This is a genomic window from Pseudomonas linyingensis (genome assembly GCF_900109175.1).
In the GTDB taxonomy this organism is placed as follows: domain Bacteria; phylum Pseudomonadota; class Gammaproteobacteria; order Pseudomonadales; family Pseudomonadaceae; genus Geopseudomonas; species Geopseudomonas linyingensis.
This window is the reverse complement of sequence record NZ_FNZE01000001.1, coordinates 152,584-169,954: the sequence shown is the minus strand read 5'-3', so window position 1 is coordinate 169,954 and position 17,371 is coordinate 152,584. Positions and strand designations below refer to the sequence as shown.

At 68.0% G+C, this 17,371-nt stretch carries 20 protein-coding genes; 14 read left to right on the top strand and 6 right to left on the bottom strand.

Going from position 1 to position 17,371, the window contains the following annotated elements:
- Window positions 1–87: 87 nt before the first annotated feature.
- From BMZ19_RS00855 to BMZ19_RS00835, 5 genes are all read left to right on the top strand, one after another.
- Window positions 88–504 (top strand): polyribonucleotide nucleotidyltransferase, encoded by a 417-nt coding sequence (locus tag BMZ19_RS00855; RefSeq protein ID WP_090305441.1) that lies wholly within the window; start codon window positions 88–90, stop codon window positions 502–504.
- An 11-nt stretch (window positions 505–515) separates the two neighbouring features.
- On the top strand, window positions 516–1,388 hold the full coding sequence (locus tag BMZ19_RS00850) for a cation diffusion facilitator family transporter (protein WP_090305438.1): 873 nt from the start codon (window positions 516–518) through the stop codon (window positions 1,386–1,388).
- A 314-nt stretch (window positions 1,389–1,702) separates the two neighbouring features.
- The gene (locus tag BMZ19_RS00845) at window positions 1,703–2,179 is read left to right on the top strand and encodes an Lrp/AsnC family transcriptional regulator (protein WP_090305435.1); all 477 of its coding nucleotides are present in this window, start codon (window positions 1,703–1,705) and stop codon (window positions 2,177–2,179) included.
- A gap of 161 nt (window positions 2,180–2,340) precedes the next feature.
- Window positions 2,341–2,544 (top strand): DUF2788 domain-containing protein, encoded by a 204-nt coding sequence (locus BMZ19_RS00840; RefSeq protein WP_090305430.1) that lies wholly within the window; start codon window positions 2,341–2,343, stop codon window positions 2,542–2,544.
- An 82-nt stretch (window positions 2,545–2,626) separates the two neighbouring features.
- Complete coding sequence (locus BMZ19_RS00835; protein ID WP_090305426.1) at window positions 2,627–3,019, top strand: globin; 393 nt, start codon at window positions 2,627–2,629, stop codon at window positions 3,017–3,019.
- Between the two features lie 57 nt (window positions 3,020–3,076).
- Here BMZ19_RS00835 and BMZ19_RS00830 read toward each other — a convergent pair whose 3' ends face one another.
- Window positions 3,077–3,652, bottom strand: coding sequence for a pseudouridine synthase (locus BMZ19_RS00830; protein ID WP_170847692.1), 576 nt, complete (start codon window positions 3,650–3,652; stop codon window positions 3,077–3,079).
- 219 nt (window positions 3,653–3,871) lie between these two features.
- Window positions 3,872–5,524 (bottom strand): isovaleryl-CoA dehydrogenase, encoded by a 1,653-nt coding sequence (locus BMZ19_RS00825; protein WP_090305420.1) that lies wholly within the window; start codon window positions 5,522–5,524, stop codon window positions 3,872–3,874.
- Window positions 5,525–5,647: 123 nt separating this feature from the next.
- On the opposite strand from BMZ19_RS00825, the gene BMZ19_RS00820 reads away from it, so the two are divergent.
- The 4 genes from BMZ19_RS00820 to BMZ19_RS00805 all read left to right on the top strand — a co-directional run bounded on the left by BMZ19_RS00820 (window position 5,648) and on the right by BMZ19_RS00805 (window position 9,169).
- Window positions 5,648–6,445, top strand: a complete 798-nt coding sequence (locus BMZ19_RS00820) for a hydroxymethylpyrimidine/phosphomethylpyrimidine kinase (protein WP_090305417.1) — start codon at window positions 5,648–5,650, stop codon at window positions 6,443–6,445.
- A gap of 37 nt (window positions 6,446–6,482) precedes the next feature.
- Window positions 6,483–7,115 carry a thiamine phosphate synthase gene (gene thiE / locus BMZ19_RS00815; protein WP_090305414.1) on the top strand — a complete coding sequence of 211 codons (633 nt, stop codon included), beginning with the start codon at window positions 6,483–6,485 and terminating at the stop codon, window positions 7,113–7,115.
- Between the two features lie 19 nt (window positions 7,116–7,134).
- Window positions 7,135–8,424 (top strand): glutamate-1-semialdehyde 2,1-aminomutase, encoded by a 1,290-nt coding sequence (hemL, locus tag BMZ19_RS00810; protein WP_090305410.1) that lies wholly within the window; start codon window positions 7,135–7,137, stop codon window positions 8,422–8,424.
- A gap of 196 nt (window positions 8,425–8,620) precedes the next feature.
- Window positions 8,621–9,169, top strand: a complete 549-nt coding sequence (locus BMZ19_RS00805) for a tetratricopeptide repeat protein (RefSeq protein WP_090305405.1) — start codon at window positions 8,621–8,623, stop codon at window positions 9,167–9,169.
- Between the two features lie 151 nt (window positions 9,170–9,320).
- Here BMZ19_RS00805 and BMZ19_RS00800 read toward each other — a convergent pair whose 3' ends face one another.
- Window positions 9,321–9,647, bottom strand: coding sequence for a DUF1820 family protein (locus tag BMZ19_RS00800; RefSeq protein ID WP_090305403.1), 327 nt, complete (start codon window positions 9,645–9,647; stop codon window positions 9,321–9,323).
- Window positions 9,648–9,777: 130 nt separating this feature from the next.
- Here BMZ19_RS00800 and miaB point away from each other — a divergent pair, with 130 nt between their 5' ends.
- From miaB to lnt, 5 genes are all read left to right on the top strand, one after another.
- Complete coding sequence (gene miaB / locus BMZ19_RS00795) at window positions 9,778–11,118, top strand: tRNA (N6-isopentenyl adenosine(37)-C2)-methylthiotransferase MiaB (RefSeq protein ID WP_090305400.1); 1,341 nt, start codon at window positions 9,778–9,780, stop codon at window positions 11,116–11,118.
- Between the two features lie 133 nt (window positions 11,119–11,251).
- Window positions 11,252–12,274, top strand: a complete 1,023-nt coding sequence (locus BMZ19_RS00790) for a PhoH family protein (protein ID WP_090305397.1) — start codon at window positions 11,252–11,254, stop codon at window positions 12,272–12,274.
- Window positions 12,264–12,743: an rRNA maturation RNase YbeY gene (gene ybeY, locus BMZ19_RS00785; RefSeq protein ID WP_090305394.1), complete on the top strand. Its 480-nt coding sequence runs from the start codon at window positions 12,264–12,266 to the stop codon at window positions 12,741–12,743. Before BMZ19_RS00790 ends, ybeY begins: the two co-directional genes overlap by 11 nt.
- A 6-nt stretch (window positions 12,744–12,749) precedes the next feature.
- On the top strand, window positions 12,750–13,589 hold the full coding sequence (locus tag BMZ19_RS00780; protein ID WP_090305391.1) for a CorC family transporter: 840 nt from the start codon (window positions 12,750–12,752) through the stop codon (window positions 13,587–13,589).
- 194 nt (window positions 13,590–13,783) lie between these two features.
- Window positions 13,784–15,319, top strand: a complete 1,536-nt coding sequence (lnt, locus tag BMZ19_RS00775; RefSeq protein ID WP_090305388.1) for an apolipoprotein N-acyltransferase — start codon at window positions 13,784–13,786, stop codon at window positions 15,317–15,319.
- A gap of 89 nt (window positions 15,320–15,408) precedes the next feature.
- Here lnt and lipA read toward each other — a convergent pair whose 3' ends face one another.
- The 3 genes from lipA to BMZ19_RS00760 are packed head-to-tail and all read right to left on the bottom strand — an operon-like array spanning window position 15,409 to window position 17,329.
- The gene (lipA, locus tag BMZ19_RS00770) at window positions 15,409–16,386 is read right to left on the bottom strand and encodes a lipoyl synthase (protein ID WP_090305385.1); all 978 of its coding nucleotides are present in this window, start codon (window positions 16,384–16,386) and stop codon (window positions 15,409–15,411) included.
- Window positions 16,383–17,039 carry a lipoyl(octanoyl) transferase LipB gene (gene lipB, locus BMZ19_RS00765; RefSeq protein ID WP_090305382.1) on the bottom strand — a complete coding sequence of 219 codons (657 nt, stop codon included), beginning with the start codon at window positions 17,037–17,039 and terminating at the stop codon, window positions 16,383–16,385. The genes lipA and lipB overlap by 4 nt, the downstream gene beginning before the upstream one ends.
- Window positions 17,039–17,329 (bottom strand): DUF493 domain-containing protein, encoded by a 291-nt coding sequence (locus tag BMZ19_RS00760; RefSeq protein WP_090306304.1) that lies wholly within the window; start codon window positions 17,327–17,329, stop codon window positions 17,039–17,041. The genes lipB and BMZ19_RS00760 overlap by 1 nt, the downstream gene beginning before the upstream one ends.
- Between the last annotated feature and the right edge of the window lie 42 nt (window positions 17,330–17,371).

Here is a 17,371-nt window from a genome sequence, read left to right as displayed (position 1 = left end):
GTCATGGCCGAACGCGTAAACTGTCGCCGCTTCTGGCACGGGTCCTGCACCCTGCCACCCCCGCCGACCCTTTCAAGGAGAAGATGCATGCGTACCCCCCAGCGGATCGTCAGCGGCCTGCTCGCCGCCACCCTGCTCGTCCAACTGAGCGGCTGCGGCACCCTGTTCTACCCCGAGCGCCGCGGCCAGCTGAAGGGCCAGATCGACCCGGCCATCGCCGCCATGGACGCCATCGGCATCCTGTTCTTTGTGATCCCCGGGCTGATCGCCTTCGCCGTCGACTTCGGCACCGGCGCCATCTACCTGCCCGAGGGCCGCTACTCGGTGGCGCCCGAGCGCCTGCAGGATGCCCTCGGCAGCGATGGCCGGGTCGACCACGCCCGCCTGCGCGCCATCCTGCAGCAGGAGCTGGCCCGCGACCTGCCGCTGGACGACCCGCGCCTGATCCACCACAGCGGCAACGCCACCCAGCTGGCCGCCTTCGGCCTGCGCCCGGCCGCCTGAGGAGAGCCGTAATGAATCTGAGCCGCGAACACGGCCGCCTGATGCGCCTGGCCTCGGGCGCCGCCCTGGCCACCGCGCTGCTCCTGATCGCCGCCAAGGCCTTCGCCTGGTGGCTGAGCGGCTCGGTCAGTCTGCTCGCCGGCCTCACCGACTCGCTGCTCGACGCCGCCGCCTCGCTGCTCAACCTGATCGCGGTGCACTATGCGCTGCGCCCGGCCGACGCCGATCATCGCTACGGTCACGGCAAGGCCGAGGCACTGGCCGGCCTGGGCCAGGCGGTATTCATCGCCATCAGTGCGGTGCTGGTCGGCATCCGCGGCTTCGAGCGCCTGCAGGCGCCGCAGGAGATCACCGCCACCGGCATCGGCGTGGCGGTGATGCTGTTGTCGCTGGCGATGACGGCCCTGCTGCTGGCGTTCCAGCGCCACGTAGTCAAGGTCACCGGCTCCACCGCGATCCGCGCCGACTCGCTGCACTACGCCTCCGACCTGCTGCTCAACAGCAGCATCCTGGTCGCGCTGCTGCTTGCCGCCTACGGCTGGCAACGCGCCGATGCGCTGTTCGGCATCGCCATCGCCCTGTACATCTTCTGGAGCGCGCTGACCATCGTCCGCGAGTCGGCCGCGGTGCTGATGGACAAGGAGCTGCCGCTGGAGATCAGCGAACGCATGATGCAACTGGCCCTCGGCATCCCTGGCGTGCTCGACGCCCACGACCTGCGCACGCGCATGTCCGGCACCCGCTGGTTCGTCCAACTGCACCTCGACCTGCCGGCCAGCCTGACCCTGCAGGAGGCCCACGACCTGTGCGAGGCCGCCGAGTTCGCCATCCGCGCCGAATTCCCGCGCGCCGAGGTGCTGGTCCACGCCGACCCCGAGCAGTGAACCGCCGGCAAGAAAAAGGGGCCTTTCGGCCCCTTCAAGATGGTTTCTTGCGGATCTCGGCTGCGGTGACAGCCTGCTCTTCGCAGCACCTTGTGGGTGGTGCGGGCCTGGTGCCGCAACCAGGTTGGTTGCCGGCGGCGCGGTGCCTGATCGGGCTCTGCGCGGGGTGAGCGTCCGGGCCGTGAAACTGATTCAAACTGTACGCGCAGTCGCGCGACAGATGTTTGCGTAAATTGCACAAAAACACCCCTCTTGCGCAATCATTCACTAGCAAGTAAAAGATCATCGCAATACTTACACAGCGAACAGCCTCCATGAGCAAGCTTGACCGCTACGACCTGCGCATCCTCACCGAGCTGCAGCGCGATGCGCGCATCTCCAACCAGGAACTGGCCGAACGCATCGGCCTGTCGCCCTCGCCGTGCTCGCGACGGGTCAAACAGCTAGAGGACGATGGCTACATCCTCCGCCAGGTCGCCCTGCTCGATCGCAAGAAGCTCGGCCTGACCCTCACCGTGTACGTGCTGGTCGGCATGGACCGCCACACCCCGGAGCGCTTCGAACACTTCGAGTCGGTTATCCGCAACTGCCCGCAGGTGCTCGAATGCAGCCTGGTCACCGGCATGGAGGCCGACTACCAGCTCAAGGTGGTGGTGCCGGACATGGATCACTACCAGCAGTTCCTGCTCGGCACCCTAACCCGCATCGAGGGCGTCTCCAGCGTGCGCTCGAGCTTCGTGCTCAACCAGGTGCTGGCCGGCACCGAACTGCCGCTGGAGCATCTGCGCTGAAAGCCGGAGTGACAAAAATGTGACGCTCTCGGGTTTTTGCATTTGCCTGCAACTGATCAGGGTCTATAATTCGCCCGCGTTTTTATGCATGCCTGCGTGGCCGAACACATAACAACATCGCCCGCCCTCTGATCGTCACCCCTATCCTGCAGGAGGGATCGATGGACCCCGAAGTATTCGAGCACTGGATGATGACCGGACTGATTGCCGTCCTGGTCGGCTTCATGGCTTTCATCGTCTGGGACCTGGCGAAAAAATCCAATGCCGGAAAATTCGGCACCATGATTCTCTTCTTGGCCCTCGGTTTGGGCGTACTAGGCTTCGTCATCAAGACCGTGGTGATTGGCAGCCTCGAAGGCGTGTAACCCCAAGCACTCGCAAGCCATACCACAGCCCCCAGCCAGGATGATGCGGGGTTGCGGAGCTTATTTGCCCCCAAGGAAAATCATGACCCCCGCCAACCGTGTGATGCAAAGTTACGGCCGCTGCTGCGCCAGCCCGAGCTTTTTCGACACTTTCTACCAGCACTTCCTCGCCAGTTCGCCGGCGATCCGTGACAAGTTCACCAAGACCGACATGAGCTCCCAGAAGCACCTGCTGCGTGCAGGCATCCTCAACCTGGTGCTCTATGCACGCGGCATGTCCGACACCAAGCTGCGCGCCCTCGGCCAGAGCCACTCGCGGGAAGGCTTCGACATCCGCCCGGAGCTCTACGACCTGTGGCTGGACTCGCTGATGCTGGCGGTCAGGGAACATGACTCGGCAGCCAGCAGCGAAGACATGAGCGCCTGGCGCGAAGTACTGAACAAGGGCATCAACGTGATCAAGTCGTTCTACTGATCCCGCCCGCACTGCCGCCTGATTGGCCGTTGCAGGGGTTGCGCAAGCAGCCGCTCCTCAACGGCCGGCCAGCTCCGCCGGCACCTCCCGCCACTCCCCCGGCGCCAGCCCGTCCAGACTCCAGGGGCCGATGCGCACCCGCACCAGACGCAGGGTCGGCAGCCCCACCGCCGCGGTCATCCGGCGTACCTGACGGTTGCGTCCCTCGCGAATGGTCAGCTCCAGCCAGCTGGTCGGCACGCTCTTGCGAAAGCGCACCGGTGGCTGACGCTCCCACAGTGCCGGCGCGTCGATCTGCCGTGCCTCGGCCGGCAGGGTCGGCCCGTCGTTCAGCTCCACTCCCGCACGCAGACGCGCCAACTGCACCTCGCCCACCTCGCCCTCCACCTGCACCCAGTAGGTCTTCGCCAGCTTGAACTGCGGATCGGCGATGCGCGCCTGCAGGCGGCCGTCGTTGGTCAGCAGCAGCAGGCCTTCGCTGTCGCGATCCAGACGCCCGGCCGGATAGACGCCCGGCACCTTGACGTAATCCTTGAGGGTCGCTCGCCCGTCGGCATCGGCGAACTGGGTCAGCACGTCGAACGGTTTGTTGAGCAGCAGCAGGCGCGGCTCGGCCGGCGGCGCCTTGGCCACGCGGCGCGGCGCCGGCGACTTGGCCGCGCCAGGACGCCCCGCAGCGGCACCCCGCGGGGGGCGGGCGGCGGACGGGCTACGGGGGGGACGCGACATCGGGCACTGCTCCTGCAACAAGGGTGCGCCGCGGCGCTGCGGATAGCCGGCGGTTGAACAACGCAGGCCGCTTTTCAACCGCCCGTCTAGGCTGGAAGCGGCATTCTAGCGGCCCCGCGCAGCTCAGTCGAACGCCTGCAGACGACTGCGCGCCAGCAGCGCCGCCACTTCCACGCCCCGCGGCAGGCAGCCATAGACCTGCTCCCGGGCATCCACCCGCGCGGCGATGAAGGCGTCGCTGACCACCTGCGGCGCGCCGCGCAGCAGCAGGCTGGCCTGCAGCGCCACGGCGATCTCGCCGCACAGCTGGCGCGCACGGTACTCCAGCCCCTCGCGATCGTGCAGGGCATGCTTGAGGCGCAGCACCTGCGCCTTCAGGCGCGCCTCGCCGTGGCCGTCGTCCAGCTCGGCGAGCAGCGCCTCGGCCACCGCCGGGGTCTTCTCCAGGCTGCGCAGCACGTCTAGGCACTGCACGTTGCCCGAACCCTCCCAGATCGAGTTGACCGGTGCCTCGCGGTACAGCCGCGGCAGGATGCTTTCCTCGACGTAGCCGGCGCCGCCCAGGCACTCCTGCGCCTCGCCGATGAACGCCGGTGCGCGCTTGCACACCCAGTACTTGCCGACCGCGGTGAGCAGGCGGGCGAAATGCCGCTCCTGCTCGTCCTCCGGGCGCTCCAGGGCGTGGCCGAGGCGCAGGCTGAGAGCCAGCGCCGCCTCGCTGTCCAGCGCCAGGTCGGCCAGCACGTTCTGCATCAGCGGCTGCGCCTCGAGCGCCCGCCCGCCGACCTGGCGCTGCGCGCAGTGGTGCAGGGCCTGACTGAGCGCCTGGCGCATCAGCGCCGCCGAACCGGTCATGCAGTCGAAGCGGGTCAGCGCGACCATCTCGAGGATGGTGGCGATGCCGCGGCCCTCCTCGCCGACCATCCAGGCCAGGGCGCCGCGATACTCGAGTTCGGCCGAAGCATTGCTGCGGTTGCCCTGCTTGTCCTTGAGGCGCTGGATATAGATGCGGTTGTGACTGCCGTCCGGGCGCAGGCGTGGCAGCAGGAAGCAGCTCAGGCCCTGCTCGCTGTGCGCCAGGGTGAGGAAGGCGTCGGACATCGGCGCCGAGCAGAACCACTTGTGGCCGAGCAGCTCATAGGCCTGCCCCGGCCCCGGCGCACCGACGGCGAAGGCGCGCGTGCTGTTGGCACGCAGGTCGGTGCCACCCTGCTTCTCGGTCAGCGCCATGCCCAGGGCCAGGCCGCGCTTCTCGCCCATCGGCAGCGGCCGCGGGTCGTAGTCGAGACTGAGGATCTTCGGCAGCCAGCTCTCCGCCAGCTCACCCTGGCGGCGCAGCACGGCGACACCGGCATGGGTCATGGTCAGCGGGCAGGCGCTGCCGGCCTCGGCCTGGTTGTGCAGGTAGAACAGCCCGGCGCGCAGCACCTGGGCGCCGGGGCGTGGCTCGCGCCAGGGCAGCGCGTGCAGGCCGTGGGCGATGCCGGCCTGCATCAGCCGGTGCCAGTTCGGATGGAACTCCACCTGGTCGATGCGGTAGCCGTAGCGGTCGTGGGTATGCAGCTCGGGTGGCTGGCGGTTGGCGGCGAAACCTGCCGCCAGCAGCGGCCCGCCGGCCAACTCGCCGTACTCGGCCAGGCGCGCCTCGCCCCAGGCCGCGCCGAAGCGCTGCAGCCATTCCCGCAGCGGCCGGTCGCCGCGGTACAGGTTGCTGCCGTCCAGCGGCGTCGGCTGGTTGGTGACCGTGTGGGTTTCCGCGTATTGCTCCAGACTCATCGTCCACCTCCTGCACACTGCATCTGTTGCAGTGAAGCAGAAGTACGCACCTTCGCCCGCCCGCCCCTCTGGCGGGCCGGTTCGGGCAGCCAGCCGCGCGACTTTGATGTAAGCTCGACAGCCATGAACAGATACCCTTCGCGCCCAGTTGTCCTCTGTCTTTCCGGCCACGATCCCAGTGGTGGTGCCGGCATGCAGGCGGACATCGAAGCCCTGCTCGCCCAGGGCTGCCACGCGGCACCTGCGGTCACCGCGCTGACCGTCCAGGACACCGTAAACGTCACCGACTTTCGCGTGCTCGACCGCGCTTGGGTGCTGGCCCAGGCCCGTGCGGTGATCGCCGATCTGCCGGTCGCCGCGGTCAAGCTGGGCATGCTCGGCTCCGTGGAGATGGTAGATACCGTGGTCGAGATCATGCAGTCGCTGCCCGGCGTGCCGCTGGTCTGCGATCCGGTGCTGCGCGCCGGCGGCGGCGGCGCCCTCGGCAAGGACGAGGTCGGCTACGCCATGCGCGAGCGCCTGCTGCCGCTGTGCCGCATCGCCACGCCGAACCTGCCGGAGGCGCGCATCCTCGCCGAACTGCCCCACGGCAGCGCCGACGAGTGCGCCGCCAGGCTGCTGGAGCACTGCGAGCACCTGCTGATCACCGGCGGCCATGGCGACGAGCACGAGGTGCACAATCGCCTGTACGCGCGCGACGGCAGCCAGCACACCTTCACCTGCGTGCGCCTGCCCGGCAGCTACCACGGCTCCGGCTGTACCCTGGCCAGCACCCTGGCCGGGCGCCTGGCGCTGGGCGAGGAACTGGTCAGCGCGGTGCGCACGGCGCTCGACTACACCTGGCGCACCCTGCGCGATGCCGAACAGCCCGGTCATGGCCAGTACGTGCCGCGCCGCCTGCCGCTGGACTTCTGCTCCTGACCCTTTCTGCCGTGACTTCTTGCCTGGAACAGCGCCGATGAAAACCCTGCGCGGACTCTACGCCATCACCGACAGCCAGCTGCTGGCCGATGGCCGCCTGCTGCCCTACGTCGAAGCCGCGCTCAAGGGCGGGGCGCAACTGCTGCAATATCGCGACAAGTCCGAAGACTCCGCGCGCCGCCTGCGCCAGGCCGAGGCGCTGCGCGAGCTGTGCCTGCGCCATGGCGCGCAGCTGATCATCAACGACGACGCCGAACTGGCCGCGCGCCTGGGCGTCGGCGTGCACCTGGGGCAGAGCGACGGCTCGCTGGCCGCCGCCCGCGCCCTGCTCGGCCGCAACGCGATCATCGGCGCCACCTGCCACGCGCAGGTGGCGCTGGCCGAGCAGGCGCGCCAGGAAGGCGCCAGCTACATCGCCTTCGGCCGCTTCTTCGACTCGCAGACCAAGCCCGGCGCCCCGGCCGCCACGCCCGAACTGCTCGAGCAGGCGCGCGCCCGCTTCCGCCTGCCAATCGTCGCCATCGGCGGCGTGACCCTGGACACCGCACCGCAACTGATCGCCCGCGGCGCCAGCATGGTCGCGGTAATCCACGCCCTGTTCGCCGCCGAGAATGCCGCCGAAGTCGAGCGCCGCGCGCGCGCCTTCAGCCAACTGTTCGCCGACATCTGACCTTTCGAGAGACTTTTCAATGTCCCGTTCCGAGATCCTGTTCCACAACGCCCAGAAACACATCCCCGGCGGCGTCAACTCACCCGTGCGCGCCTTCCGCAGCGTCGGCGGCACCCCGCTGTTCTTCAAGCACGCTGAAGGCGCCTACGTCACCGATGAGGACGACCAGCGCTACGTCGACTACGTCGGCTCCTGGGGGCCGATGATCCTCGGCCACGGCCATCCGGACGTGCTCGATGCGGTGCGCCAGCAGCTGCAGCACGGCCTGTCCTACGGCGCGCCGACCGCCATGGAAACCGAGATGGCCGACCTAGTGTGCAGCCTGGTGCCGTCGATGGAGATGGTGCGCATGGTCAGCTCCGGCACCGAGGCGACCATGAGCGCCATCCGTCTGGCACGCGGCTACACCGGGCGCGACAGCATCATCAAGTTCGAGGGCTGCTACCACGGCCACTCCGACAGTCTGCTGGTCAAGGCCGGCTCCGGCGCCCTGACCCAGGGCGTGCCCAGCTCCGCGGGCGTGCCGGCGGACTTCGCCAAGCACACCCTGACCCTGCCGTTCAACGACCTCGCTGCGGTGGAGCAGACCCTCGGCGAAGTCGGCGGCCAGGTCGCCTGCATCATCGTCGAGCCGGTGGCCGGCAACATGAACTGCGTGCCGCCGGCGCCGGGCTTCCTCGCCGGTCTGCGCGCACTGTGCGACCAACACGGCGTGGTGCTGATCTTCGACGAAGTGATGACCGGCTTCCGCGTCGCCCTCGGCGGCGCCCAAGCGCACTTCGGCGTCACCCCGGACCTGTCGACCTTCGGCAAGATCGTCGGCGGCGGCATGCCGGTGGGCTGCTTCGGCGGCAAGCGCGCGATCATGGAGTGCATCGCCCCGCTCGGCCCGGTCTACCAGGCCGGCACCCTGTCCGGCAACCCGCTGGCGATGGCCGCCGGCCTAACCACCCTCAAGCTGATCAGCCGCCCGGGCTTCCACGCCGAGCTGAGCGACTACACTGCACGCATGCTCGACGGTCTGCAGCAGCGCGCCGATGCCGCAGGTATCCCCTTCGTCACCACCCAGGCGGGTGGCATGTTCGGCCTGTACTTCAGCGGTGCCGACGACATCGTCACCTTCAATGACGTGATGGCCAGCGATGCCGAGCGCTTCAAGCGCTTCTTCCACCTGATGCTGGACGGCGGCGTGTACCTGGCGCCGAGCGCCTTCGAGGCCGGCTTCACCTCCATCGCCCATGGCGACACCGAGCTGAAGATCACCCTGGATGCCGCCGAACGCGCCTTTGCCGAGCTGAGCAAGGGCTGAACCCCGCGCGCGAATACCCCGCCTGGCGGGGTATTCGCGCCACGGATGGCACCGGCCGGCAGGTAGTGGCCAATGGCCGGCAGGAAAAGCCGCCGTTGCCCCTGTCATGACCCGGCCGCTTATTCCATAATGGGAACGCCAGCCCGCCGCGCTGGCCGAGCCTCCGCCCGCCGAACCAGGAGATGTCCGGATCGCCATGAACCGTGCTGGCTGCACCCTGCTGATGGGTTGCCTGTTGTCGATCGCCCCGCTGCTTGGCCATGCCGAGAGCAACTCCCTGCTGATTCCGGCAACCAGCCGCTGCGTGCTCGATACCCGCCCGGAGGATCTCGAGCAGGCGCTGGCCCAGTGCCGCAGCCTGGCGGAGACGGGCGACAGCCAGGCGCAGTATGAGCTGGGCGAATACTTCTACGCTGCCAGCCGTCACCCGCAGGATCTGCCGCAGGCGCTGCACTGGTACGAGCAAGCCTCGCTGCAGGGCCATGCCGAGGCGCAGCTGCGCCTCGGCACGCTGTTCTGGCGCGGCGAAGGCGTGCCGGCCAACAAGGTGCAGGCCTACGTGGTGCTGAAGATGGCGGCGGTCAACGGCGCGGAAGAGGCGATGGACAGTGCCGACCTGGTGGCCGAGGAAATGAGCCGCGAGCAGCTCGAGCAGGCCAACCGCGTGCTCGGCGAGATCTTCCGCAACTACCTGCAGGAACTGCAGGCCAGCGACATGCGCTCGCCGTTCGCGCCACTGCCCTGAGGGGCAACAACCAACTCCCAACTCCGAGCGTGAAGCGTAACGAGCGAAGGCCAGACAAGGCGGAAACTGGCGAGGCAGCGGAGTTTACAAGTTGTAAATGAGCATGCCGAGCCAGTTTTCAACGCAGTATGGACCAGCGCAGTAGCTTCACTCAGCGCTCCGGCATCGGCGGCATGGGGAACGGCATGACATTGCTGCCGCCCTTGGCCTCGCTGATCTTCGCCGTGCCCAGGCGCTCCACCTCGTCGATGCGGATGATCGCGTGCATCGGCACGAAGCTGCGCAGCACGCCGTCGAACTGCGCCTTGAGCTTCTCCTCGCTGGGATCGACCACCACCTGGGTGCGTTCGCCGAAGACGAACTCCTCGATCTCCAGGAAACCCCACAGGTCGCTCTGGTAGATGGCCTTGGCGTACATCTCGTACACCTGACCCTGGTTGAGGAAAATCACCTTGAAGATGGGGGCGGGCTTGCTCATGGCTTGACGAACCGACGGGGACTGCGGGAAAGGCCGCGCATGTTAGCACGTCCTTCCGGCAGCGAAGCCTAGGAAGGCCGGGCGGCGCTCCCTATAATGCGCGGTCCATTGATCCTCCCGACGAGCACCCATGGCCAAGAAGCTTTTCATCGAAACCCACGGCTGCCAGATGAACGAGTACGACAGCTCGCGCATGGCCGACCTGCTGGGCGAACATCAAGCCCTGGAGCTGACCGAGCGCCCGGAAGAGGCCGACGTCATCCTGCTCAACACCTGCTCGATCCGCGAGAAGGCCCAGGAGCGGGTGTTCTCCCAGCTCGGCCGCTGGCGCGAACTGAAACAGCAGAACCCGGCGCTGGTGATCGGTGTCGGCGGCTGCGTGGCCAGCCAGGAAGGCTCGGCGATCCGCGAGCGCGCGCCCTACGTCGACGTGGTGTTCGGCCCGCAGACCCTGCACCGCCTGCCGGAGATGATCGACGCCGCACGCAGCACGAAGAAACCGCAGGTGGACATCTCCTTCCCCGAGATCGAGAAGTTCGACCGCCTGCCCGAGCCGCGTGTCGACGGCCCCAGCGCCTTCGTCTCGGTGATGGAAGGCTGCAGCAAGTACTGCACCTTCTGCGTGGTGCCCTACACCCGCGGCGAGGAAGTCAGCCGGCCACTGGCCGACGTGCTCAGCGAAGTCGTGCACCTGGCCGAGAACGGCGTGCGCGAGGTGAACCTGCTCGGCCAGAACGTCAACGGCTACCGCGGCGATACCGGCGACGGGCGCATCGCCGACTTCGCCGAACTGCTCCACGCGGTGGCGGCGATCGACGGCATCGAGCGCATCCGCTACACCACCAGCCATCCGCTGGAGTTCTCCGACGCCATCATCCAGGCCCACGCCGAGATCCCCCAGCTGGTGAAGTTCGTCCACCTGCCGGTGCAGTCGGGCTCCGACCGCATCCTCGCGGCGATGAAGCGCAACCACACCGCCCTCGAGTACAAGTCGCGCATCCGCAAGCTCAAGGCCGCGGTGCCGGATATCTGCCTCAGCTCGGACTTCATCGTCGGCTTCCCCGGCGAGACCGACCGTGACTTCGAGCAGACCATGAAGCTGATCGAGGAGGTCGGCTTCGACTTCTCCTACTCCTTCGTCTACAGCGCCCGCCCCGGCACCCCGGCCGCGGATCTCGCCGACGACACCCCGGAGGAGGTGAAGAAGCAGCGCCTGGCGATCCTGCAGGCCCGCATCAGCCAGCAGGGCTTCGAGATCAGCCGGCGCATGGTCGGCTCGACCCAGCGCATCCTGGTCAGCGACTACTCGAAGAAGGACCCCGGCCTGCTGCAGGGCCGCACCGAGAACAACCGGGTGGTCAACTTCCGCTCCAGCAATGCGCGCCTGATCGGCCAGTTCGTCGACGTGCATATCGACGAAGCGCTGCCTCACTCGCTGCGCGGCAGCCTGCTCGGCGCGACCGCCGACTGAGCACGGCGCTAGCCCGCGGAGCCGGCAACCTGCCCGGCTCCGCGCGGCCGCGACCATGGCAGCGCTTTCCCCCTCGGGCACCTGCGGTTATTCTTCATCCATCACTCAGCCGAATGGCGGCCAACAGAAGACCTTGAACGCTCCCCTGGAACACCATCGTTTCATCCTGGAACCCTTCGAAGCACGCCGCTTCGCCAACCTCTGCGGACAGTTCGACGAGCATCTGCGCCTGATCGAGCAACGCCTGGCCATCGAGATCCGCAACCGCGGCAACCAGTTCGAACTGGTCGGCGATGTCCAGCGCACCCAGACCGCCGAGCGCCTGCTGCGCCGCCTGTACCGCGAAACCCACAGCGGCACCGAGCTGACCCCGGAGATCGTCCACCTGTTCCTGCAGGAATCCGGCCTCGAAGACATCGCCCTGCCCGGCCAGGTGCCGAGCGTCACGCTGAAGACCCGCAAGGTGCACATCACCCCGCGCGGCACCAACCAGCAACGCTACGTCAAGGCGATCCTCGACAACGACATCAACTTCGGCATCGGCCCGGCCGGTACCGGCAAGACCTACCTGGCGGTGGCCTGCGCGGTGGACGCCCTGGAGCGCGAGCAGGTGCGCCGCATCCTGCTGGTACGCCCGGCGGTGGAGGCTGGCGAGAAGCTCGGCTTCCTGCCTGGCGACCTCGCGCAGAAGATCGACCCCTACCTGCGCCCGCTGTACGACGCCCTCTACGAGATGCTCGGCTTCGAGCAGGTGGCCAAGCTGATCGAGAAGCAGGTGATCGAGATCGCCCCGCTGGCCTACATGCGCGGCCGCACCCTGAACAACAGCTTCATCATTCTCGACGAGAGCCAGAACACCACCCTCGAGCAGATGAAGATGTTCCTCACCCGGATCGGCTTCGGCTCCACCGCGGTGATCACCGGCGACGTCACCCAGGTCGACCTGCCGCGCGGCACCAAGTCGGGCCTCGCCCACGTGGTCGAGGTGCTGCGCGACGTGCCAGGGATCAGCTTCACCCACTTCAAGGCCAAGGACGTGGTGCGCCACCCGCTGGTGCAACGCATCGTCGAAGCCTACGACCGCCACGAGCAGCGCCTGCAGGGCCAGGACGCCAGCGCCGGCGAACGCGAGAGGAACCACCGCGATGCACGTTGAACTGGATTTGCAGCTGGCTACCGAGGCCACCGACCTGCCCAGCGAAGCGCAGCTGCGCCAGTGGTGCGAACTGGCCCTGCGCCAGCGCACCGCCCCCTCGGAGCTGACCATCCGCATCGTCGACGAAGACGAAGGCCGCGAGCTGAACCTCACCTGGCGCGGCAAGGACTACGCCACCAACGTGCTGTCGTTCCCCGCCGAGGTGCCGGAGGGGCCGGGCGGCGTTCCGCTGCTGGATATCCCGCTGCTCGGCGACCTGGTGATCTGCGCCCAGGTGGTCGCGCGCGAGGCTGGCGAACAGGGCAAGAGCCTGGACGCCCACTGGGCGCACCTGACCCTGCATGGCTGCCTGCACCTGCTCGGCTACGACCACATCGACGACGACGAAGCCGAGGAAATGGAGGCGCTGGAACGCCAGCTGCTGGCCGACCTGGGCTATCCCGATCCCTATGCCTGTGACGAAGAGTAAGGACACATGAGCGACGACCGATCGAGCCAGGGGCAGAAGTCCTGGTTGGAAAGAATCACCCAGGCTTTTGCCCATGAACCGAAAAGCCGCCAGGAGCTCCTCGAGGTCCTGCGTGACGCCCATGACAACAAACTGCTCGACACCGAGGCGCTGGCGATCGTCGAGGGCGCCATCCAGGTCTCCGACCTGCAGGTGCGCGACATCATGATCCCGCGCTCGCAGATCATCACCATCAAGGCCAGCCAGAGCCCTCAGGAATTCCTCCCCGCGGTCATCGAGGCCGCCCACTCGCGCTATCCGGTGATCGGCGAGAATCTCGACGAGGTGCTCGGCATCCTGCTCGCCAAGGACCTGCTGCCGCTGCTGCTGCACGGCAACGAGCTGTCCTTCGACCTGCAGAAGATGCTCCGCCCGGCCACCTACGTGCCCGAGTCCAAGCGCCTCAACGTGCTGCTGCGCGAGTTCCGCAGCACCCACAACCACATGGCCATCGTCATCGACGAGTACGGCGGCGTCGCCGGCCTGGTGACCATCGAGGACGTGCTCGAGCAGATCGTCGGCGACATCGAGGACGAGCACGACGTCGAGGAGGACAGCTACATCAAGGCGCTGCCCAGCGGCGACTTCATCGTCAAGGCACTGACCCCGGTGGACGACTTCAACGAGTTCTTCGAGGCCGGCTTCTCCGAGGAGGAGTTCGACACCATCGGCGGCGTGGTGATGAGCGCCTTCGGCCACCTGCCCAAGCGCAACGAGGTGATCGAGCTGGGCGACTTCCGCTGCCGGGTGCTGAATGCCGACAGCCGGCGCATCCATCTGCTGCGCCTGACTCCGCGAGCGCGCTGAGGCGCTGGCAGCAAACCGCTCCCTCTCCCGCTGGCGGGAGAGAGGAGACAGGCGGCACACCTGCCGACCAGAACGCACCGGCGGTATCCTCAAGCCATATGGCGCGATTGCCCTGCTCCGCGTCCAGCTACGGCTACCCGCCCGCGCGCCGCTCCGCTAAGCTGCCCTGCCCCCGCATTCTGCAAGGACTCCCCATGCGCTGGATCTCTCGCCCCGGCTGGCCGGGTCACCTGCTCGCCCTCGCTGCCGGCGCCCTCACCCCGCTGGCTCTGGCGCCCTTCGACCTGTGGCCGCTGGGCCTGCTGTCGCTGGCCCTGTTCCATCTCGGCCTGCGCCAGCTGGACGGCAAGGCCGCAGCCTGGCGCGGCTGGCTGTACGGTTTCGGCGTGTTCGCCGCCGGCAGCAGCTGGGTCTACGTCAGCATCCACGACTACGGCGCCGCCTCCGCACCGCTGGCGGCACTGCTCACCCTGCTGTTCGCCACCGGCCTGGCGCTGTTCTTCGCCCTGTTCGCCTGGGTGTGGGTGAAATGGCTGCGCCGCGAGCGCGCACCGCTGGGCAATGCGCTGGCCTTCGCCGCCCTGTGGCTGGCCCAGGAAGCCCTGCGCGGCTGGATCTTCACCGGCTTCCCCTGGCTGTACATCGGCTACAGCCAGCTGCACGGCCCGCTGGCCGGACTGGCGCCGCTCGGCGGGGTGTGGCTGCTGTCGTTCGCCATGGCGCTGAGCGCTGTCCTGCTGGTCAGCCTGCCGGCGCTGCTGGCGCGCGGGCGCTGCATCCTCGCCGCCGTCCTGTTGCTGGCAGGCCTGTGGGGCAGCGGCCTGTGGTTCCAGGAGCACGCCTGGACCCGGCCTGCCGGCGCGCCGCTGAAGGTTGCCGCCTTCCAGGGCAACGTCGAGCAGAACCTCAAGTGGGATCCCGAGCAGCTCAACGCCCAGCTCGCCCTGTACCGCGACCTGACCTTCGCCGAAGCGCCGGCCGACCTCTACGTCTGGCCGGAAACCGCGGTGCCGGTGCTCAAGGAATACGCCGAGGGCTACCTGGCGGTGATCGGCCGCTTCGCCAGCGAGCGCCATGCCGCGCTGATCACCGGCCTGCCGCTGCGCCAGAGCGATGCCGAGGGCCGGCCGCGCTACTACAACGCCCTGCAGGTGGTCGGCCAGGGCAGCGGCACCTACCTCAAGCAGAAGCTGGTGCCGTTCGGCGAGTACGTGCCGCTGCAGGACCTGCTGCGCGGGGTGATCGCCTTCTTCGACCTGCCGATGTCCGACTTCGCCCGCGGCCCGGCCGAGCAGGCGCTGCTGACCGCCCGCGGCTACCGCATCGCGCCCTACATCTGCTACGAGGTGGTCTATCCGGAGTTCGCCGCCGGCCTCGCCGCGCAGAGCGAACTGCTGCTGACGGTGAGCAACGACGCCTGGTTCGGCACCTCGATCGGTCCGCTGCAGCACCTGCAGATGGCGCAGATGCGCGCCCTGGAAAGCGGCCGCTGGATGATCCGCGCCACCAACAACGGCGTCACCGCGCTGATCGATCCGTTCGGCCGCGTCAGTGCCGAGGTGCCGCAGTTCGAGCGCGCCGTGCTGCGCGGCGAGGTGGTGCCGATGCAGGGCCTGACGCCCTACCTGCAGTGGCGCGCCTGGCCGCTGGCCGGGATGTGCGCCCTGCTGCTCGGCTGGAGCCTGGTCGCCGCCCGGCGCAAGCGCCGGCTGTTTGCCGCGCTGGGCTGAGGCACGCAGAAACAAGAAGGGCGACCCGCGGGTCGCCCTTCTTGTTGGTGGAATGCGCCGGCCGAACACTCGGCCGGGCACAGGCTCGATCAGGCCTTGGTGTGGCCGTGGGCCTGCTGGTCGGCGTGGTAGGAGGAGCGCACCAGCGGACCGGAGGCGACGTTCTTGAAGCCCATCTTCTCACCCTGCTCGGCGAACCAGGCGAAGGTGTCCGGATGGACGAAGCGCTGCACCGGCAGGTGGTTGCGCGACGGCTGCAGGTACTGGCCGAGGGTCAGCATGTCGATCTCGTGCTCGCGCATGCGCTGCATGGTCTCGATCACTTCCTCGTCGGTCTCGCCGAGGCCGAGCATCAGGCCCGACTTGGTCGGCACGCCCGGCACGCGCTTCTTGAACTCCTCCAGCAGGTCCAGCGACCACTCGAAGTCCGAACCCGGACGCGACGACTTGTACAGGCGCGGCACGGTTTCCAGGTTGTGGTTGAACACGTCCGGCGGCTCGCTGGCGGTGATGTCGAGGGCGATTTCCATGCGCCCGCGGTAGTCCGGCACCAGAGTCTCCAGCTGTACGCCCGGGCTGAGCTGGCGAATCTCGCGCAGGCAGTCGGCGAAGTGCTGGGCGCCGCCGTCGCGCAGGTCGTCGCGGTCCACCGAGGTGATCACCACGTACTTCAGGCGCAGGTCGGCGATGGCCACGGCCAGGTTCTTCGGCTCGTCGGGGTCCAGCGCGTTCGGCCGGCCGTGGCCGACGTCGCAGAACGGGCAGCGCCGGGTGCAGATGTCACCCATAATCATGAAGGTGGCGGTGCCGCCGGAGAAACACTCGCCGAGGTTCGGGCAGGAGGCCTCCTCGCACACGCTGTGCAGCTTGTGCTTGCGCAGCAGCTGCTTGATGCGCTCGACCTCCGGGGTGACCGGAATGCGTACGCGGATCCAGTCCGGCTTGCGCGGCAGTTCCTCGGTGGGAATGATCTTCACCGGAATGCGCGCGACCTTCTCGGCACCGCGCAGCTTGACCCCGGCTTCCACCTTGCTCGGGCCCTTGCCCGCCGTGTCCATAGAACTCATATGCTTTCGATTCCGCCCGTCAGGGTCTTCGGTTCAGCGTAGCCGAGCTGGGTCACCAGCTGCGCACGCAGACGCGCACGCACTTCGGCAAATTCGATCGGTTCGCGGGCCTGGTCCTTCAGCTGGGTCATCGCCATGCCGGCATAGCCACAGGGGTTGATGCGCTGGAAGGGCTCCAGGTCCATGTCGACGTTCAGCGCCAGGCCGTGGAAGGAACGGCCATTGCGGATGCGCAGGCCGAGCGAGGCGATCTTCGCCGCGCCGACGTACACGCCGGGGGCATCCGGCTTGGCGTAGGCCGCGACGCCGTAGCTGGCCAGCAGCTCGACCAGGCTGCGTTCCATGCGGCTGACCAGCTCGCGCACGCCCACGCCGGAGCGACGCACGTCGAGCAGCAGGTAGGCGACCAGCTGGCCGGGGCCGTGATAGGTGACCTGGCCGCCACGATCCGCCTGGATCACCGGGATGTCGCCGGGCATCAGCAGGTGCTCGGCCTTGCCGGCCTGGCCCTGGGTGAACACCGGCGGGTGCTCGAGCAGCCAGATCTCGTCGCTGGTGTCGGAGCCGCGCTGGTTGGTGAAGCGCTGCATGGCCTGCCAGGCCTGAGGGTAGTCGACCAGGCCGAACTCGCGCACGCCGAGGACGGCGGGCATCAGAGCACCACGTGCACGCGGCCGGTGGCGCGCAGGTCGACATGCAGCGCCTGCAGCTGCTCGACGCCGGTGGCGCGGATGGCCACCTGCACCGAGACGAAACGGCCATTGCTGCTGTCACGCAGGGTCAGGGTGGTGACATCCAGATCCGGCGCGTGGCGGCGGACGATGTCGAGCACCAGATCGGCAAAACCCTCGCCGGCGTCACCGATCACCTTGATCGGGTAGCCTTCGCAAGGGAATTCGATTTTCGGCGCCTGGATTTCGCTATCGGTCTTGGTATCGGTCATGGTCACTTCGGGCTTGTGGCCCGCCATGCGGACGCCCCCGGT